Annotated in this window: 18 protein-coding genes; 16 read left to right on the top strand and 2 right to left on the bottom strand. The window is 37.3% G+C overall.

Features of this window, described 5'->3' with window-relative positions:
- Positions 1–6: 6 nt before the first annotated feature.
- The 13 genes from rpsE to eno all read left to right on the top strand — a co-directional run bounded on the left by rpsE (position 7) and on the right by eno (position 8498).
- Positions 7–525, top strand: a complete 519-nt coding sequence (gene rpsE / locus AAOP42_RS20805) for a 30S ribosomal protein S5 (RefSeq protein ID WP_349530518.1) — start codon at positions 7–9, stop codon at positions 523–525.
- A 4-nt stretch (positions 526–529) separates the two neighbouring features.
- Positions 530–709 carry a 50S ribosomal protein L30 gene (gene rpmD, locus AAOP42_RS20800; protein WP_349530517.1) on the top strand — a complete coding sequence of 60 codons (180 nt, stop codon included), beginning with the start codon at positions 530–532 and terminating at the stop codon, positions 707–709.
- A gap of 11 nt (positions 710–720) precedes the next feature.
- On the top strand, positions 721–1167 hold the full coding sequence (rplO, locus tag AAOP42_RS20795; protein WP_349530516.1) for a 50S ribosomal protein L15: 447 nt from the start codon (positions 721–723) through the stop codon (positions 1165–1167).
- A gap of 5 nt (positions 1168–1172) precedes the next feature.
- Complete coding sequence (gene secY, locus AAOP42_RS20790; protein WP_349530515.1) at positions 1173–2492, top strand: preprotein translocase subunit SecY; 1320 nt, start codon at positions 1173–1175, stop codon at positions 2490–2492.
- A gap of 13 nt (positions 2493–2505) precedes the next feature.
- The gene (gene infA, locus AAOP42_RS20785) at positions 2506–2724 is read left to right on the top strand and encodes a translation initiation factor IF-1 (RefSeq protein ID WP_349530514.1); all 219 of its coding nucleotides are present in this window, start codon (positions 2506–2508) and stop codon (positions 2722–2724) included.
- Positions 2725–2731: 7 nt separating this feature from the next.
- Positions 2732–2848, top strand: coding sequence for a 50S ribosomal protein L36 (gene rpmJ / locus AAOP42_RS20780; protein WP_348121493.1), 117 nt, complete (start codon positions 2732–2734; stop codon positions 2846–2848).
- A gap of 2 nt (positions 2849–2850) precedes the next feature.
- Positions 2851–3228, top strand: coding sequence for a 30S ribosomal protein S13 (rpsM, locus tag AAOP42_RS20775; protein ID WP_349530513.1), 378 nt, complete (start codon positions 2851–2853; stop codon positions 3226–3228).
- Between the two features lie 8 nt (positions 3229–3236).
- Positions 3237–3629: a 30S ribosomal protein S11 gene (gene rpsK, locus AAOP42_RS20770; RefSeq protein ID WP_349530512.1), complete on the top strand. Its 393-nt coding sequence runs from the start codon at positions 3237–3239 to the stop codon at positions 3627–3629.
- Positions 3630–3654: 25 nt separating this feature from the next.
- Entirely contained in the window at positions 3655–4260 is a 606-nt protein-coding gene (rpsD, locus tag AAOP42_RS20765) for a 30S ribosomal protein S4 (RefSeq protein WP_349530511.1), read from the top strand.
- A 32-nt stretch (positions 4261–4292) separates the two neighbouring features.
- Entirely contained in the window at positions 4293–5282 is a 990-nt protein-coding gene (locus tag AAOP42_RS20760) for a DNA-directed RNA polymerase subunit alpha (protein WP_349530510.1), read from the top strand.
- 5 nt (positions 5283–5287) lie between these two features.
- Positions 5288–5932, top strand: a complete 645-nt coding sequence (gene rplQ / locus AAOP42_RS20755) for a 50S ribosomal protein L17 (RefSeq protein ID WP_349530509.1) — start codon at positions 5288–5290, stop codon at positions 5930–5932.
- A gap of 179 nt (positions 5933–6111) precedes the next feature.
- Positions 6112–7224, top strand: a complete 1113-nt coding sequence (gene carA, locus AAOP42_RS20750; RefSeq protein WP_349530508.1) for a glutamine-hydrolyzing carbamoyl-phosphate synthase small subunit — start codon at positions 6112–6114, stop codon at positions 7222–7224.
- Positions 7221–8498 carry a phosphopyruvate hydratase gene (gene eno / locus AAOP42_RS20745; RefSeq protein ID WP_349530507.1) on the top strand — a complete coding sequence of 426 codons (1278 nt, stop codon included), beginning with the start codon at positions 7221–7223 and terminating at the stop codon, positions 8496–8498. The genes carA and eno overlap by 4 nt, the downstream gene beginning before the upstream one ends.
- A gap of 72 nt (positions 8499–8570) precedes the next feature.
- On the opposite strand, the gene AAOP42_RS20740 is transcribed toward eno, so the two are convergent.
- Both AAOP42_RS20740 and lpdA read right to left on the bottom strand, forming a co-directional pair.
- Positions 8571–10955 carry a LamG domain-containing protein gene (locus tag AAOP42_RS20740; RefSeq protein ID WP_349530506.1) on the bottom strand — a complete coding sequence of 795 codons (2385 nt, stop codon included), beginning with the start codon at positions 10953–10955 and terminating at the stop codon, positions 8571–8573.
- Positions 10956–11064: 109 nt separating this feature from the next.
- Entirely contained in the window at positions 11065–12459 is a 1395-nt protein-coding gene (gene lpdA, locus AAOP42_RS20735; RefSeq protein ID WP_349530505.1) for a dihydrolipoyl dehydrogenase, read from the bottom strand.
- Between the two features lie 204 nt (positions 12460–12663).
- On the opposite strand from lpdA, the gene fabG reads away from it, so the two are divergent.
- The 3 genes from fabG (at position 12664) to AAOP42_RS20720 (ending at position 16861) form a co-directional block, all read left to right on the top strand.
- Positions 12664–13410 carry a 3-oxoacyl-[acyl-carrier-protein] reductase gene (gene fabG / locus AAOP42_RS20730; protein WP_349530504.1) on the top strand — a complete coding sequence of 249 codons (747 nt, stop codon included), beginning with the start codon at positions 12664–12666 and terminating at the stop codon, positions 13408–13410.
- 101 nt (positions 13411–13511) lie between these two features.
- Positions 13512–15581: a VWA domain-containing protein gene (locus tag AAOP42_RS20725; RefSeq protein WP_349530503.1), complete on the top strand. Its 2070-nt coding sequence runs from the start codon at positions 13512–13514 to the stop codon at positions 15579–15581.
- Between the two features lie 212 nt (positions 15582–15793).
- Positions 15794–16861 (top strand): DUF262 domain-containing protein, encoded by a 1068-nt coding sequence (locus AAOP42_RS20720; RefSeq protein ID WP_349530502.1) that lies wholly within the window; start codon positions 15794–15796, stop codon positions 16859–16861.
- The last annotated feature ends 94 nt before the right edge of the window (positions 16862–16955 follow it).

The raw sequence follows: 16955 nt of genomic DNA, 5'->3' as shown, positions 1-16955 counted from the left end.
TAAGTTATGTCGCAATCAAATATAAAAGCAATTAAGGCAAGTGAGATAGAACTTCAGGAGAAAGTGGTCGCTATCAAAAGGGTAGCGAAAGTTGTGAAGGGTGGTAGAAGGTTTAGTTTTTCTGCTATAGTAGTAGTTGGAGATGGAAATGGTGTTGTTGGCTATGGTTTGGGAAAAGCGAATGAAGTCACTGATTCAATTACCAAAGGGATTGATGATGCTAAGAAAAATTTGGTAAGGGTGCCTGTTCATAAGGGAACCGTTCCACATGAATCTCTTGGTAAATTTGGTGGGGGATTTGTGCTGTTAAAACCGGCTGCTCCCGGTACGGGAGTTATCGCAGGTGGTGCGATGCGTGCTGTTTTGGAAAGTGCTGGGGTACATGATGTACTTGCAAAATCTAAAGGTTCTTCAAATCCGCACAACGTGGTAAAGGCTACTTTTGACGCATTAAATAAAATGAGAGATCCATTTAGCATTGCACAGCAAAGAGGAGTGGAATTGTCTAAAGTTTTTAACGGATAAGAAAATGGCTAAAGTAATAATTACACAAACCAAGAGTACCATCAACAGGCCTAGCAGGCAGAAGTTGACTATTAAAGCTTTAGGACTTGGTAGGATTAATAAATCTGTAGAAAAAGAATTGACTCCTCAGATTCAGGGAATGATCAAAAAGGTCGATCATTTGGTTTCTGTTGAAAATAAATAATTGATAGGAAAATGAAGTTACATACATTAAAACCTGCTGAAGGGTCAGTAAAAAATAATAAGAGGATTGGTAGAGGACAAGGATCTGGTAGAGGTGGTACTTCTACAAAAGGTCACAAAGGTGCTCAATCCAGATCAGGTTATTCTCGTAAAGAAGGTTTTGAAGGAGGCCAAATGCCACTTCAAAGAAGAGTTCCTAAATTTGGTTTTAAAAGTCCAAATAGAGTGGAGACTAAGCCTATTAATTTAGATATTATCCAGTCACTTGCTGATAAATTGAAGTTGAAAGAAATAACCATGGAAACTTTGATAGAAAATGGTTTGGCTGGGAAAAAGGACATTGTTAAAGTGTTGGGCAGAGGAGAGTTAACAGCGACCGTAGATATCACAGTTCATCACTTTTCTAAATCAGCTGTAGAAGCTATCGAGAGTAAAGGAGGTAAGGCTACAGCTCTATAAAATTTATGAAAAAATTTTTTACTACCATAAAGAACATTTTTACAATTGAAGATCTAAGAATAAGGATTCTGAATACTGTAGGATTTCTGATTATTTTTAGAGTAGGTTCTTTTATTGTACTTCCAGGTGTTGACCCTAACCAGCTTCAAACAGAAGCCAGTGGTATTTTTGGTTTATTAAACACATTTTTAGGAGGTGCATTCCAAAGAGCTTCAATTTTTGGTTTAGGTATTATGCCTTACATTTCTGCTTCAATTGTGTTGCAGTTGCTTACGGTGGCGGTTCCTTATTTTCAAAAATTGCAGAAAGAAGGGGATAGTGGTAGGAAAAAGATTACACAAATTACCAGAGTACTAACAATTGCAATTACCTTGGCACAAGGCAGTGCATATATCACAGCTACAATTCCTGCTGAAGCCATTATGCTAGGCAATAGGGCTTTATTTACTGTGTCTTCAATAGTTATTCTTACTGCTGGCACTATATTTTGTATGTGGCTGGGAGAGAAAATTACGGATAAAGGTATTGGTAATGGTATTTCAATGCTTATTATGATTGGTATTATTTCCAGGTTTCCGGGAAGCATTTATCTGGAGGCTATGACAAGGGGAATGAGCCAGGCATTAATATTTATAATTGAGATTGTTGCATTGTTCTTTGTTGTTATGGGAGTAGTGCTACTTACTCAGGCAGTGAGAAGAATACCTGTTCAATATGCGAAACAAGTGGTAGGTAATAAGGTTTATGGAGGACAGAGGCAATACATACCATTAAAAGTAAATTCATCAGGCGTAATGCCTATAATATTTGCTCAGTCATTGATGTTTTTACCGGCAATGATAGCAAGCTACTTTGCTGAATCAAGTGATGTAGCTCAATATATAGGAGCTACTTTCTCAAATTTTCAGTCTTGGCAATATAATTTGACATTTGCCATTATGATCATATTATTTACATTCTTTTATACAGCTATTTCGGTTAATCCAAATCAAATAGCTGATGATATGAAGCGTAATGGTGGATTTATACCAGGGATTAAGCCTGGAAAATCAACTTCTGAGTTTATAGACAATGTACTTACTAAAATTACATTCCCAGGATCGTTGTTTTTAGCTTTGGTTGCAATTATGCCTGCCTTTGCAATTATTGCGGGAGTAAGTTCTAGTTTTGCTCAATTTTTCGGAGGGACATCATTATTGATCATGGTTGGAGTAATATTGGATACTTTACAACAAATTGAAAGTTATTTGTTGATGAGACATTACGAAGGTATGATGAAGGGAGGCAGAATTAAAGGAAGATCTCAAAACGTAGCAATTGCTTAAATAATAATAAACAATGGCTAAACAAGCATCGATAGAGCAGGATGGGACAATAGTAGAAGCATTATCTAATGCAATGTTTCGAGTTGAGTTAGGAAACGGGCATCAGATTATAGCGCATATATCAGGAAAAATGAGAATGCACTATATCAAAATATTGCCTGGAGACAAGGTGAAATTAGAAATGTCTCCGTATGATTTATCAAAAGGTAGAATAGTTTATCGCTATAAATAAATAGAACATGAAAGTTAAAGCATCTGTTAAAAAGCGAAGTGTTGACTGTAAGGTTATTCGCAGAAACGGGAAGGTTTACGTTATTAACAAAAAGAACCCTAGGTTCAAACAAAGACAAGGATAATTATGGCAAGAATTGCAGGAGTAGATATTCCGGATCATAAAAGAGGTGAGATAGCTCTTACCTATATTTTTGGAATAGGTAAAAGTTCAGCTCAAAAGATATTGGCAGCAGCCGGTGTTGATGTGAACAAAAAAGTATCTGATTGGAATGATGACGAATCCAATGCCATAAGGAAAGAAATATCTGGAAGTTTTAAAGTAGAAGGTGTTCTGAAATCTGAGGTTCAGTTGAACATAAAGCGATTGTTGGATATTGGATGCTACAGAGGTTTGAGACATAGAAAGGGTCTTCCGGTAAGAGGTCAGCATACCAAAAATAATGCGCGTACGCGTAAAGGAAGAAGAAAGACTGTTGCAAACAAGAAGATTGCTACTAAATAATAATTGAGATGGCAGAAAAAAGAAAAGATAAAGGTAAAAAAAGAGTTGTTGTGGTTGAGGCTATTGGCCAGGCACATATCAAAGCTTCTTTTAACAATATTATTATTTCCATGACTAACCTGACAGGGCAAGTAGTGTCATGGGGATCAGCTGGAAAAATGGGATTTAAAGGTTCTAAGAAGAATACACCTTATGCTGCTCAGGTAGCTGCTCAGGATTGTGCTCAAAAAGCGTATGATTTGGGGATGAGAAAATGTGAAGTGTTTGTAAAAGGATCTGGAGCAGGTAGAGAGTCTGCGATTAGAACAATCCAGAATACAGGTATTGATGTAACAGTTATTAAAGATGTTACTCCACTACCACATAATGGATGCAGGCCTCCGAAAAGAAGAAGAGTTTAATAACATTTAAGAGTTATAATTTAACATGGCACGATATACCGGACCAACTACCAAAATCGCAAGAAGATTTAACGACCCGATTTTTGGACCCGACAAGACATTACAGAAAAAGGCTTATCCTCCGGGACAGCATGGAAGAGGAAGAAGAAAAAAGGCTTCTGAATATTCTATACAGTTGGCTGAAAAGCAAAAAGCTAAATATACTTATGGCCTTTTGGAGAAACAATTTTCCAACTTGTTTGATCATGCATCAAGAAAAAGTGGTATTACAGGTACTATTTTGCTTCAAATGCTTGAAGCAAGACTGGACAACACTGTATTTAGATTAGGTATTGCACCTTCTAGAAGAGCAGCCAGACAATTGGTTTTGCATAAGCACATTACTGTAAATGGTGAGTTGGTAAACATTCCATCATACTCATTGAAAGTTGGTGATCTGATTGCCGTTAGAGAAAAGTCTAAGTCTCTTGAAATAATTGCAGATAGTCTTTCAACCGGGTCATCTAGTAAGTATAGCTGGGTAGAATTCGACAAAGCAGAAATGGTTGGTAAGTTTGCTGCCATTCCATCTAGAGAAGAAATTCCAGAGAATATTAAAGAACAACTGATAGTTGAACTTTACTCTAAGTAATAAATAATTAATCTAAAAATTTTTCTAATATTATGTCAATACTAGCATTTCAAATGCCCGAAAAGGTGGTAATGGAAAAAGCTGATGATTTTCATGGCTTATTCACCTTCAAACCACTTGAACAAGGATATGGAGTTACAGTAGGTAATGCATTGAGAAGAATTCTTTTATCTTCTTTGGAAGGTTATGCAATTACTGGTATTAAAATCCCTGGAGTATTGCATGAATTTTCTATGATAGAAGGTATCGTGGAGGATGTTTCTGAAATCATTTTGAACCTGAAAATGGTAAGGCTTAAGAAGGTTGCAGATGCGGTGGATAGTAAAATTGTAGTAAGCATATCTGGAAAGAAAGAATTTAAGGCTAGTGACATAGCTGATTTTACTACTTCTTTTGAAATACTTAACCCTGATCACGTTATAGCTAACCTTGACGAGAGCGTTAAGTTCGAAATAGAGCTTACAATTGAAAAAGGTAGAGGGTATGTGGCAGCAGAAGACAACAAACCATCTGAGCAGATATTTGGATTTATTCCAATAGACGCTGTGTTTACACCAATTAAAAATGTGAAATTCTCTATTGAGAATACAAGGGTAGAACAAAAGACGGATTATGAGCAGTTGGTTCTTGATATAGAGACTGATGGTTCTATTCATCCTGAAAATGCTTTAAAAGGTGCGGCACATATTCTTATTCAGCATTTTATGTTGTTCTCTGATCAGACTATGATATTGGATTCTCATGATGCAGGTGAACCAGAGGCTGTAGATGAAGAATTGCTACACATGAGAAAGCTGCTTAAGACTAACTTAAATGATTTGGATCTTTCGGTTAGAGCTTACAACTGCTTAAAAGCGGCTGATGTTCGTTCTTTGGGTGATTTAGTGAGATTGGAAATTTCAGATATGATGAAATTCAGAAATTTTGGTAAAAAGTCACTTGCTGAATTGGAACAATTGGTTGCTGATAAAAACTTAACTTTTGGCATGGACTTGTCAAAGTATAAACTCGAAGAAGACTAAGAAAAATGAGACACGGGAAGAAAATTAATCATTTAAGCAGGACTGCACCTCATAGAAAAGCAATGCTTTCTAATATGGCATCCTCATTGATTTTGCATAAGAGGATCACAACCACTATTGCTAAAGCTAAAGCGCTTAAGAAATATGTGGAGCCATTGATAACGAAGGCCAAAAGTGATGATACTCATTCTAGAAGAGTTGTGTTTTCATATTTGCAAAACAAAGAATCTGTAACAGAGCTATTTGGTGGGGTGGCTGATAAAGTGGCCAATAGACCAGGTGGATATACAAGAATCTTCAAAATGGGAAACCGTCTGGGAGACAATGCAGATATGTGTATTATGGAATTGGTAGATTACAACGAATTGTTGTTGAAAGATGCTGCTCCGGAAAAAACTAAGACCAGAAGAAGTAGAAGAGGTAAAGGAGGAAGCTCTGCTGAAGCCACTACTCAAAAAGATAGCAAAGTGGAAGAGGCTGTAGTAGTTGAAGAAGAAACTACTGAAGCTGTGGTAACAACAGCTGAGGCTGAGGTTGTAGAAGTGGCAGAGGATGTTGTAGAAGAAACAGTTACTGAAACAGAAACTTCTGAAGAAACTCCGAAAGCTGAGGGATCAGATGAATCAGAAGAAAAAAAGGATCAAGAATAATTGGTACTACTTAATAAAATATTGATGCCATCTCGAAACAATCGGGATGGCATTTTTTGTTTAAAAACTATTTGTGCAATTTCGCATCTGAAATTTGGTGGATGATAGATGTTCAACCTAAGTATTGGATAAATAGTATCCCCGGTTTATTGTCAGGACAGTGAATTTTGAACTAACTAATGAAATATCAAACTAGAGAAAAGGCCATCTTGTTATTGGAAGATGGTACAGTTTTTACTGGAACATCTGTAGGTAAAAAAGGAACAAGCGGTGGTGAAATTTGTTTCAACACCGGAATGCAGGGTTATCAGGAAATCTACACTGATCCTTCTTATTTTGGTCAAATTGTAGTGAATACCACAGCTCACATAGGAAACTATGGTGCTTTAAATGCTGAACAGGAATCAGACAAACCTAAGATCAATGGATTGGTTGTCAATGAGTTTTCTGATATTCATAGTCGGTTCAATGCGGACGAATCTTTGAACGAATACCTGAACAGAAACAACACTGTGGGCATTTCTGATATTGATTCCAGAAAGCTGGTTCGGTACATCAGAAGTAAAGGGGCGATGAATGCAGTGATTTCGTCAGATATATTCGATGAGAAGGAATTGATGCAAAGGCTGAAAGAGATTCCAAGTATGGAAAATCTTGAGTTGTCTTCTAAAGTGACCGTAGATACTCCTTATATTCTTGGAGAAGAGAATGATGGATGGAAAGTGGCTGTTTTGGATTTGGGAGTGAAAAAATCTATTCTTACCAATTTTACGAGTAGAAATATAATATGTAAAGTATTTCCTGCTCATACCACATTCGAAGAATTGCAGGCATGGAATCCTGATGGGTATTTTATTTCCAATGGTCCCGGAGACCCTTCGGCCATGCCTTATGCCGTAGAGACAGTGAAGAAGATTTTGGATATCAACTATCCTTTGTTTGGAATATGTCTTGGTCATCAGGTGATTGCTTTGGCCAATGGTATTTCTACCTACAAAATGCATCACGGGCATAGAGGTTTAAATCACCCTGTAAAAAATTTGGTGACCGGACTGTCAGAGATCACTTCTCAAAACCACGGATTTGCAGTGAGTAAAGAAGAAGTTGAGGCATCTGATTTGGTAACATTGACCCATATAAATTTAAATGACGATACTGTAGCTGGAATTAGCATCAATAATAAGAATGCTTTTTCTGTTCAGCATCACCCTGAAGCATCACCGGGTCCTCATGATTCCAGGTATCTATTTGATGATTTTATAAACTTAATAAAAAAACATAAAGAAAAATGAGTGTAATTGAGAGCGTATTTGCCCGACAGATATTGGATTCGAGAGGCAATCCAACTATAGAAGTTGATGTGATAACTGAGGCTGGATTCATTGGAAGAGCAGCTGTACCTTCCGGAGCATCTACAGGAGAACACGAAGCACATGAGTTGAGGGATGGAGACAAAGGAAAATATCTTGGAAAAGGTGTGTTGAAAGCAGTTGACAATGTAAATGATGAAATTGCTGCTGAAGTGATTGGTCTTGATGTATTTGATCAAAGACTGATCGACAAGGTGATGATCGAATTGGATGGAACTCCAAACAAAGCGAAGTTAGGAGCAAATGCCATTCTCGGTGTTTCATTGGCAGTAGCCAAAGCAGCAGCTGAGGAATTGGGATTGCCATTGTTTAAATACATAGGTGGTGTAAACGCCAGGACATTACCTGTGCCAATGATGAACATCATCAATGGTGGGTCACATTCTGATGCTACAATCGCATTTCAGGAATTTATGATTCGTCCGGTAGGAGCACCTACATTTAGCGAAGCATTAAGAATGGGTGCTGAGATATTCCATAATCTTAAAACTATTTTGAAGGCTAAAGGACTGAGTACTGCAGTAGGTGACGAAGGAGGATTTGCTCCGGCATTCACAGGTGGTACTGAAGAAGCCTTAAACAGCGTATTGGAAGCTATCGAAAAGGCAGGATATACGCCTGGTAAGGATGTGACCATTGCTATGGATTGTGCATCTTCTGAATTTTTCGTGAATGGAAAATACGATTACACGAAATTTGAAGGTGCTGGTGCTAAAATAAGGACATCTGCTGAGCAAGCGGATTATTTGGCTGAATTGGTAGAGAAATATCCTATCGATAGTATAGAAGATGGAATGGATGAGAATGACTGGGATGGATGGAAAATATTGGTAGAGAAAATAGGTCACAAATGTCAGTTAGTAGGTGATGATTTATTGGTAACCAATGTGAAGTTCTTGAAAAGAGCTATCAAAGAAAAGGCGGCTAATTCTATCCTTATTAAAGTGAATCAGATTGGTAGTCTTTCAGAGACACTGGATGCTATAGAAATGGCTCATAAGGCAGGATGGACAGCTGTGGTATCTCACAGATCAGGAGAGACTGAAGATGCTACTATCGCTGATATTTCGGTAGCAACAAACTCTGGTCAGATCAAAACCGGATCTTTGTCAAGGTCTGACAGGATGGCTAAATACAACCAGTTGTTAAGAATAGAAGAAGAGTTAGGTGAAGTAGCTGAGTTTCCTCAAGCTTAATACTTTTCCATTATAGATATTAAAAAACAAAAGGTCGGTTTATCCGACCTTTTGTTTTTTTGAGTTTTAGTATTACACAGCATTTTCAGCTAGTTCCTGATATTCAGTATTGAAGGTTTCATCGTATAGTGCCTTATAATTTTTCGCAAAGGTTTCATATGCATTTTGAGCCTGACCATGCTTTCCTGTGGCAACCAGTTCTTTCACTAATATCCCTAATGCCTGTTCATTTAGGTCGTCAAACAAGAGAATGGTATTGGCCAATTTTATGTTTGTTTCAGAATCTAGGTTGGTACATTGCGTTTTGTAAACTTTTGACAACAAACTATCTACATCTGTAGAAATTTTGTTTTTAAAGTAGTCCAACCATTCAGATTGAATATTTGGTAATATATTCCCCGGCTTCAATAGCTCCAGAAATGAATTGACAAGCTGAGGATCGATTTCTTTGTTTTTAAGCTGGTAATCTATTTGTATTTTATATTTCCCATATTCCAGCACATCAACAAATACATTCTCACTGGCATCAAGGTGCCATTTTTGGTCTTTGTAAACAATATTGAGTCCATCAACATCTTTCAGGAGTTTTCTCAATTTCTGAATATTAGTTCCTCTGTTTTCTTTTGATTTGTCCTTTGCCACTCCCGGCCAAAATGTTTCTGTTAGTTTATTGGTACTTATCCCATTTTTACTTTCTGCTGTGTTCAATGCCAGGAAGGATAGTATTTGTCTCATTAGCGGAGAAAAACCGGAAGTGATGTCGCCTTTGTTTTTCGAAGTGATTTTGAATGATCCAAAAAGGCGAAATGAGTTTCCTGAAAAAATATCTTCTACTATCGGAATGCTTTTGTAGGTTTCTTTGGGTCGAGGATAGTTGGAATTTCGTTTTCTTATAAAGATTATTAGGAATGAAAGAAAAATCAATGCTGTTATACCCAGCATCCAATACATGCCGTAATATTGTGTAGTTTTATTATTTTGAAACAGAAAAGAAACCTCTTTGAACGATAGCCCCCGATCCCAAATTTTTAAATCATCGATAGAACCATAAAACTGTTCACCCCATATATTGTTGCCAATAACCAGAGACTGATTAGAGGATTTGATTTCTGAAGTGACTATTTCTCCTTCCTTTTTACCGTCAATATAAAACTCCACACTGGCTTCCGGATTGACTACCACCGCCAAATGGTACCAGTTTCCTTTAGTCAGTTTTTTGTCTAATATGTGGTCTTTGATGGTCGCCGTTGTAAAGTCCGGATTGCCATCTTTTACCTTCAGCGAAAAGGCTGATCCAAATCCGATGATACCCATAAAATCCACTATACTATCCGGTTTTATCCAGGCAGAAATACTGATAGGAGTATTGAAATTCAGTTTGTTCTCCTTTGAGTAATCAATAAAAGAATTTGGTGAAGAAAGGCTTAAAACTTGTCCTCTCTTTGGGTCTTTGATAAAGAAAACATCTTTGACAATACTGTTTTTCCAATCGGTCTCTAGAGTATTCTCAGCACCATTGTCAAAATCAAAATTATAAATTAGTTTGTCTTCGATTGGAATGTCGTAAGAAGTGAAAATCCGGGGATTATCCTCCATGGCATGGTGGTGAATCACTTCTCCCGGGCTAATTCTATATCCGTTTTTATATGGAGACAATATTTGTTCTTTAGTGATCAGAGGAAAGGAAAATCTCGCAGGGGTAACAACACCAGGAGTTTGGTACCAGCTTACTTCATTTAACAATTCTCCTTTGTAATAAACAATTCCTTTAAAGCGTCTGAGACCGTTGAGTGAATCTGCTACAGTTTTCACCTCAGATGGTTCGATAAATCCGGCTTCTATGAAATTGGGCGTCTTACCTGTGGTTTGCCACAATTCTATGCAGGAATTAAAAAGTTCTTGGCTGTCTTCTGCAGAAGATTTGAAAAGGATCAGCTTGTCCAATGGATCAGATGAAAATCGGTTACTATATTTTTTTTCTCCTCTAATCTTTTCAATCGATGTGCTTGCTACGTCACTCTTATAAATAACAATTACCTGAACTCCATTTTCTTTTAGTGTATTGATTTTAGGCCAATCCGTTTCTTTTTTAATGAATATTGTATTGGAGAATGATTTTTCTAATTTTTCAGTTAAAACGGTTTGATCAAAATCTCCATTCAAAATCAGTGAAATTAATGACTGGGGTTCTGATACTAAGAACTGTCTGAGAGTTTGTTGAAGTTGCTTAAGAGTAAGCTTTTGTTCTGAGTTTTCTACGATAAAGTCATTGTCATTTTTTTTCAGATTCAATGAAAATGTCCGAATTCCTGAGGTGAGATTTTTTTCTAAATTGTCGGCTTGACTTATATAGCCAAAAACATAGTCATCGACAGTAAGTATGGATTGAGAAAATCCGGCAAACGAGACACCAAGTAGAATCGAGGATATTATAACATGAGACAGAAGCCTATTCATAGAAACAATAGGTGAATAAGAATCAAATTACCATAACTCAAATTAGAAAGCAAAAAAAAGACATCAAACTCAGTCCAATGTCCCTTTTTATTGATTGTCAATGTTTCGCTTACAAGTGAATGACCTCATCATAAGCAGCAGCTGTAGCTTCCATCACCGCTTCTGACATGGTAGGGTGAGGGTGAACACTTTTTATGATTTCATGTCCTGTAGTTTCCAGTTTCCTTGCCACTACCGCCTCAGCGATAATTTCAGTTACATTGAATCCTATCATGTGGCAGCCCAACCATTCGCCATATTTGGCATCAAATATTACCTTTACAAATCCATCTTTAGCTCCTGCAGCACTTGCTTTTCCTGAGGCTGAGAATGGAAATTTTCCAACTTTGATTTCATATCCAGCTTCTTTTGCTGCTTTTTCGGTATATCCTACAGACGCAATTTCAGGCGAACAGTAAGTACAACCAGGGATGTTGTTGTAGTCCAGAGGCTCTGGCGAATGTCCTGCCATTTTTTCTACACAAATGATGCCTTCAGCGGATGCCACGTGAGCCAACGCTGGACCATGTACTATATCACCGATAGCATGAATGCCTGGGATGTTGGTTTTGTAATAATCGTCCACCAATACTTTGCCTCTGTCGGTAGCTACCCCTACATCTTCCAGACCAATGCCTTCTAAGTTGGTAGAAACTCCAACTGCTGACAATACTATATCACACTCAAGTTGTTCTTCACCTTTTTTGGTTTTCACAGTTACTTTACAGGTTTTTCCTTTGGTATCGACATTGGTCACTTCAGAACTGGTCATTATTTTGATGCCTTTTTTCTTGAAAGACCTTTCCAGTTGTTTGGAAATGTCTTCGTCTTCTACCGGCACTATATTAGGCAGGTATTCTACAATAGTAACTTCTGTGCCTATAGAGTGGTAGAAATAGGCAAACTCTACTCCAATAGCACCAGAACCAACTATTATCATAGATTTTGGCTGCTTTTCCAGAGACATGGCCTCACGGTAGCCTATGATCTTTTTTCCGTCAATAGGAAGGTTGGGTAGCTCACGAGACCTGCCGCCTGTGGCTATGATTATATTTTCAGCAGTATAGTCGGCTACAGAGCCGTCTTCTGCTTTTACTTCGACTGTTTTACCTGATTTTATTTTACCAAAACCTGCAATATGATCTATTTTATTTTTCTTGAATAAAAACTGGATACCTTTACTCATTCCATTGGCAACATCTCTGCTTCTTTTCACTATTGCCCCAAAGTCTGCATCAGCACCTTTCACTTTAATACCATAATCTTCAGAGTGTGTGATGTATTCAAATACATTGGCACTCTTTAGAAGGGCTTTAGTCGGAATACAACCCCAGTTGAGGCAGATACCCCCGATTTCTGATCGCTCGACTACTCCAACTTTCATTCCAAGTTGAGATGCTCTGATAGCAGCCACATATCCTCCCGGGCCACTTCCGATTACAATAAGATCATATTTATTTGCCATAATATATATGTGTTTATAAAATAAAAATTGAAGTCTGGTTTAGTCAATTTTGTTTGTTAAGCCGCAAATTTAATCTCTTTGTTTAGAAAACAAATGCAAAGACAAGATCAAACGTTATCTTTTTTGAGCCGAAATTCCAACTTCTGATTTATATACCAACAACTTGTTTTAATTTTGACCAATTATCAATCTAATGAACAAAGAATGAAGATACTAGAAGGAAAAACAGCGTTGGTTACCGGAGCATCTAAAGGAATAGGTAGAGCGATAGCCTTGAAATATGCGGAAGAGGGTGCAAATGTAGCGTTTACCTATTTGTCAAGTGTAGAAAAAGGTCAGGCATTGGAAGAAGAACTCAAAGCTTTTGGTGTTCAGGCTAAAGGATACAGGTCAGATGCTTCTGATTATACTGCTGCTGAAGAATTGGTAGCAAGTGTTATTTCTGATTTTGGTGGTTTAAATGTTTTAGTGAATAATGCGGGAATTACCAAGGACAACCTGATCATGAGGATGACTGAGGAGATGTGGGATGACGTAATCAATGTCAATTTAAAATCTTGTTTCAATACTGTGAAGGCTGTTGCAAGAACTTTTATGAAACAAAAAGTAGGCTCTATCATCAACATCACATCAGTAGTAGGCGTGAAGGGAAATGCCGGACAAGCCAACTACGCCGCATCAAAAGCAGGAATTATAGGATTGACTAAGTCGGTAGCCTTGGAATTGGGCTCTAGAAACGTAAGGTGCAATGCCGTAGCTCCCGGATTTATAGAAACAGAAATGACCGAAGTACTCGACCCTAAAACCGTACAATCGTGGAGAGATGCCATACCAATGAAGCGTGGTGGACAGCCGGACGAAGTAGCCAACTGCTGCGTATTTCTTGCTTCTGATATGTCTTCTTATATTTCAGGACAAGTTATCCATGTGGATGGAGCTTTGCTTACTTGATCGTTAATTGGTTTTGCCTGCTTGATTTCCAATGCGTTATAAGTGTTGGATAAAAAGACAATGGTTTTTAGAACTTAACCAAATAGAATACAATACTTTCAATGCCGGAATTACAATTTGATTACCCTTCCTGGTTTATTTTAGGTTGCCTGTTGATCGGGTCAGTCTATGCCTATATTTTATATAGCAAAAAATATTCGTGGGGAACTGGTGTTAACAGAACTCTGGCTGTTCTGCGTTTCGCAGCAGTCAGTTTTATTCTATTTCTCTTTTTAAATCCTTTACTCAAACAATTGATCTCGAAGGTAGAAAAACCAGCCTTGGTCATTGCGATTGACAATTCAATATCCATAACCAATTCTTTAGACAGTGTGCAGAGGGTAAAGCTGATGGCAGACGTATCCGATTTGGTTGCCGTCTCAAATGCCAGTGGTTTTGACACTCAGGTGAGAAGTTTGAATCAAAGCAATGTTTTAGTATTGGATATAGCATTCGATCAAAAAACAACTGACCTGAATGCCATGTTCAAAGAGTTGCAAACGCTCTATGATGGTAAAAACCTGGCTTCTGTCGTGTTGGTTTCGGATGGGAATTACAATCGTGGCATTTCTCCTGCTTACTTTCCTTACAGCTATAAAATTTCTACCGTCGGAGTAGGAGACACCACCAGTCAGGAAGATATTCTACTGAAAAATGTACTGTACAACAAGATTGCCTATCAGGGTAATAAATTTCCATTGGTGGCAGAGATTATCAATACTGGGTTTAAAGGTGAGTCTGCTAAAGTAATAGTTAAAAAAGGAGGTCGTATTGTGGCTTCAGAAGTGATTGCTTTTGAAAGCGATAATGGATTGACTAAAGTCGAATTTAAGCTTACCGCTGAACAAAACGGAGTGCAGTATTACACAGTCCAAGTGGAAATGCAGAATGAGGAAATTACCGAAAACAACCGAAAGGATGTTTTTATTGATGTAATTGATGGAAAACAAAAAATACTGTTAGTCGCACCCGCACCACACCCGGACGTCAAAGCCTTTAGATCGGTGGTAGAGTCCAATGAAAATTACGAGTTTCAGGTATTCATTCCCGGATTGAATGAACTAAAAGAAGATAAATATGATCTGGTAATAGTGCATCAGGCAGGCGATCGGTACAATCGGTTGTCGAAATATGTAGCTGAGTTTAAGAATAAGAAGGTGCCTGTGTTGAATGTGATCGGGCAGCAATCAAATGCTGATAAACTATCAAAGGAAGACGAGACGTTTGATTTTAAATCCATAAGAAATCAAAGGGATGAAGTAGCTCCGGTGCTAAATAATTCATTTTCAAAATTCAAAATTAATAAGGAGTTTAATGATGTCTTCAGTCAATTCCCCACACTGAATGTGCCTTATGGAGATTTGCAGCTAAGTCCGGATGCTGACGTGTTGCTGTATCAAAAAGTGGGGAGTATCACTACTGACAAGCCTTTGCTTTATATGCTTAGTGCGGATGGAGTAAAAACTGCCTATCTATTGGCAGATGGGATCTGGCAATGGAGGCTTCAGGAGTATGCTACCAACGAAAACACCAAGGCATTTGATGATGTCTTTTTGAAACTCATCCAATACCTCAGTACCAAAGAAGACAAACGGAAATTCAGGGTATTTACCACTCAGGACGAGTACTTTGATAACGAGCCTGTCTCTTTTGAAACGGAAACCTATAATGACTCCTACGAAAGGATATATGGAAACACTATTTCCATAAAAGTGTCTGATGATGCTGGTAGTTTATCAGAATACTTTTTTATACCCTCCATGTCCAATACTACATTTCAGGTTTCAGGACTTGATCAGGGCATTTATACTTATGAAGCCACTACAGACAGAAATGGTCAGGTGGAAAAGGTGAAAGGAAGGTTTACAGTGAAAAAACTCCAACTCGAACTGCTGGATCAAAAGGCAAACTTCTCTTTGCTGCGGCAAATCGCTGAAAACACCGAAGGGAGTTTTTATACCCGTGAGGCCATGAGTCAAATCGGTGCTGATTTGGCAAAGCTGGACTCTAAAGGGATAATGCACTCCACCGAAGATTTCTTCGCCATGATCAATCTAAAATGGCTGTTTTTCCTTGTTCTGATCTTGTTGTCCACCGAATGGTTTGCGAGAAAGTATAGTGGGGGGTATTGATACTGCTTTCCAGTCCTTATTTATTGTAACCCTTGTTGATTTTGTAACCAATAAGTCTTTAATTAAGATATATCCATTGTTTGCGGGGGACAAGACCAACAAAAACAGAAGTTTAAAAATCATTAAATTTGTTTAGATATCAAATGAATAAGAAACACTTTTGTTCCCTATTCAGTTTTATGGATAATGAGTAGAGTAGTTAATTTAGAATTATGGCTGTAAATAATTTATTAGACACTAGTACAGTAAGTCTTAGTGACGTAATTGGTAATGGAAAAACCTATACTGTTCCTCCATATCAAAGAGATTATTCATGGAAGAGAGATCAATGGGAAGATTTGTGGAATGATATTTTAATTATTGAGTCATCGAATAGTGTACATTATATGGGGTCTATTGTTCTTCAAAATATGGGAGACAAGCACTTTCATGTTATTGATGGACAACAAAGGTTTTCAACTTTAACCCTTATAGTCTTAGCTATCATCAATCAATTAAATTCTTTGATTGCAAATGGTGTAGATACAGAGAATAACAAAGAGAGAATTGAATTGTTACAGAAAAAGTTTATTGGAGATAAAGATCCAGGTTCATTGACCTATTCTTCAAAACTAAAACTTAACGAAAATAATAATAGTTTTTTTCAATCCAATCTACTTGTATTTAGAGAACCAACTAACATAAATACTCTTCAGGATTCAGATAAACTAATATACCAGGCCTATAACTTTTTTTCAGAAAGAATCTCAGAACATTTTAATAGTACCACTGACGGTGAACAGGTTACTAACTTCTTAAACAAATTAGTGGCTGAAAAGTTGATGTTTATTCAAATTATAGTCGAGGATGAACTAAGTGCCTATACAGTATTTGAAACCTTGAATTCTAGAGGTGTTGGACTTACTGTAACAGACCTTTTAAAAAATTATCTTTTTTCAATTTCCACCCAAGTGGATTTACCTCATGTAAAAAACAAATGGAAAAGAATTGTTGACGTAATTGGCCTAGATAATTTCCCTGTTTTTCTTAGGCATTACTGGATTTCTATAAACAGGCTTATTCGACAGGATTATCTATTTAGAGCAATTAAAGAAACGATAACATCCTCTCCTGATGTTATTGGCCTCTTAGATTCACTTGAAGAAAATGCTCAACTTTATAATGCACTATCAAATTATGCCGATACATTTTGGGGTGGTCACCGTGAAATTAAAAAAAGAATTAATGAGTTGAGTTGGACTTACAACAAAAAACCGGACAAAAAGTTAAGCGCATATTGAACAATTAATTTTCCCATATTGTTCGGGGGTTTTATACCCTAGATATGAGTGTTTTCTTTTACGGTTGTACCAGATTTCTATAAACTCAAACACA

This window comes from Reichenbachiella sp. MALMAid0571 (genome assembly GCF_040151475.1).
In the GTDB taxonomy this organism is placed as follows: Bacteria; Bacteroidota; Bacteroidia; order Cytophagales; family Cyclobacteriaceae; genus CAXBNB01.
The sequence above is the reverse complement of the archived record's forward strand: the minus strand, read 5'-3'. Positions and strand labels throughout refer to the sequence as shown.

Bases quoted from the DNA above. Each gene is read 5' to 3' on its own strand.
- rpmJ (WP_348121493.1), top strand. From the start codon at position 2,732: ATGAAAGTTAAAGCATCTGTTAAAAAGCGAAGTGTTGACTGTAAGGTT.
- rpsM (WP_349530513.1), top strand. From the start codon at position 2,851: ATGGCAAGAATTGCAGGAGTAGATATTCCGGATCATAAAAGAGGTGAG.
- rpmD (WP_349530517.1), top strand. From the start codon at position 530: ATGGCTAAAGTAATAATTACACAAACCAAGAGTACCATCAACAGGCCT.
- carA (WP_349530508.1), top strand. From the start codon at position 6,112: ATGAAATATCAAACTAGAGAAAAGGCCATCTTGTTATTGGAAGATGGT.
- rpsD (WP_349530511.1), top strand. From the start codon at position 3,655: ATGGCACGATATACCGGACCAACTACCAAAATCGCAAGAAGATTTAAC.
- rpsE (WP_349530518.1), top strand. From the start codon at position 7: ATGTCGCAATCAAATATAAAAGCAATTAAGGCAAGTGAGATAGAACTT.
- lpdA (WP_349530505.1), bottom strand. From the start codon at position 12,459: ATGGCAAATAAATATGATCTTATTGTAATCGGAAGTGGCCCGGGAGGA.
- rplQ (WP_349530509.1), top strand. From the start codon at position 5,288: ATGAGACACGGGAAGAAAATTAATCATTTAAGCAGGACTGCACCTCAT.
- secY (WP_349530515.1), top strand. From the start codon at position 1,173: ATGAAAAAATTTTTTACTACCATAAAGAACATTTTTACAATTGAAGAT.
- infA (WP_349530514.1), top strand. From the start codon at position 2,506: ATGGCTAAACAAGCATCGATAGAGCAGGATGGGACAATAGTAGAAGCA.
- rplO (WP_349530516.1), top strand. From the start codon at position 721: ATGAAGTTACATACATTAAAACCTGCTGAAGGGTCAGTAAAAAATAAT.
- AAOP42_RS20725 (WP_349530503.1), top strand. From the start codon at position 13,512: ATGCCGGAATTACAATTTGATTACCCTTCCTGGTTTATTTTAGGTTGC.
- fabG (WP_349530504.1), top strand. From the start codon at position 12,664: ATGAAGATACTAGAAGGAAAAACAGCGTTGGTTACCGGAGCATCTAAA.
- eno (WP_349530507.1), top strand. From the start codon at position 7,221: ATGAGTGTAATTGAGAGCGTATTTGCCCGACAGATATTGGATTCGAGA.
- AAOP42_RS20720 (WP_349530502.1), top strand. From the start codon at position 15,794: ATGGCTGTAAATAATTTATTAGACACTAGTACAGTAAGTCTTAGTGAC.
- AAOP42_RS20760 (WP_349530510.1), top strand. From the start codon at position 4,293: ATGTCAATACTAGCATTTCAAATGCCCGAAAAGGTGGTAATGGAAAAA.
- AAOP42_RS20740 (WP_349530506.1), bottom strand. From the start codon at position 10,955: ATGAATAGGCTTCTGTCTCATGTTATAATATCCTCGATTCTACTTGGT.
- rpsK (WP_349530512.1), top strand. From the start codon at position 3,237: ATGGCAGAAAAAAGAAAAGATAAAGGTAAAAAAAGAGTTGTTGTGGTT.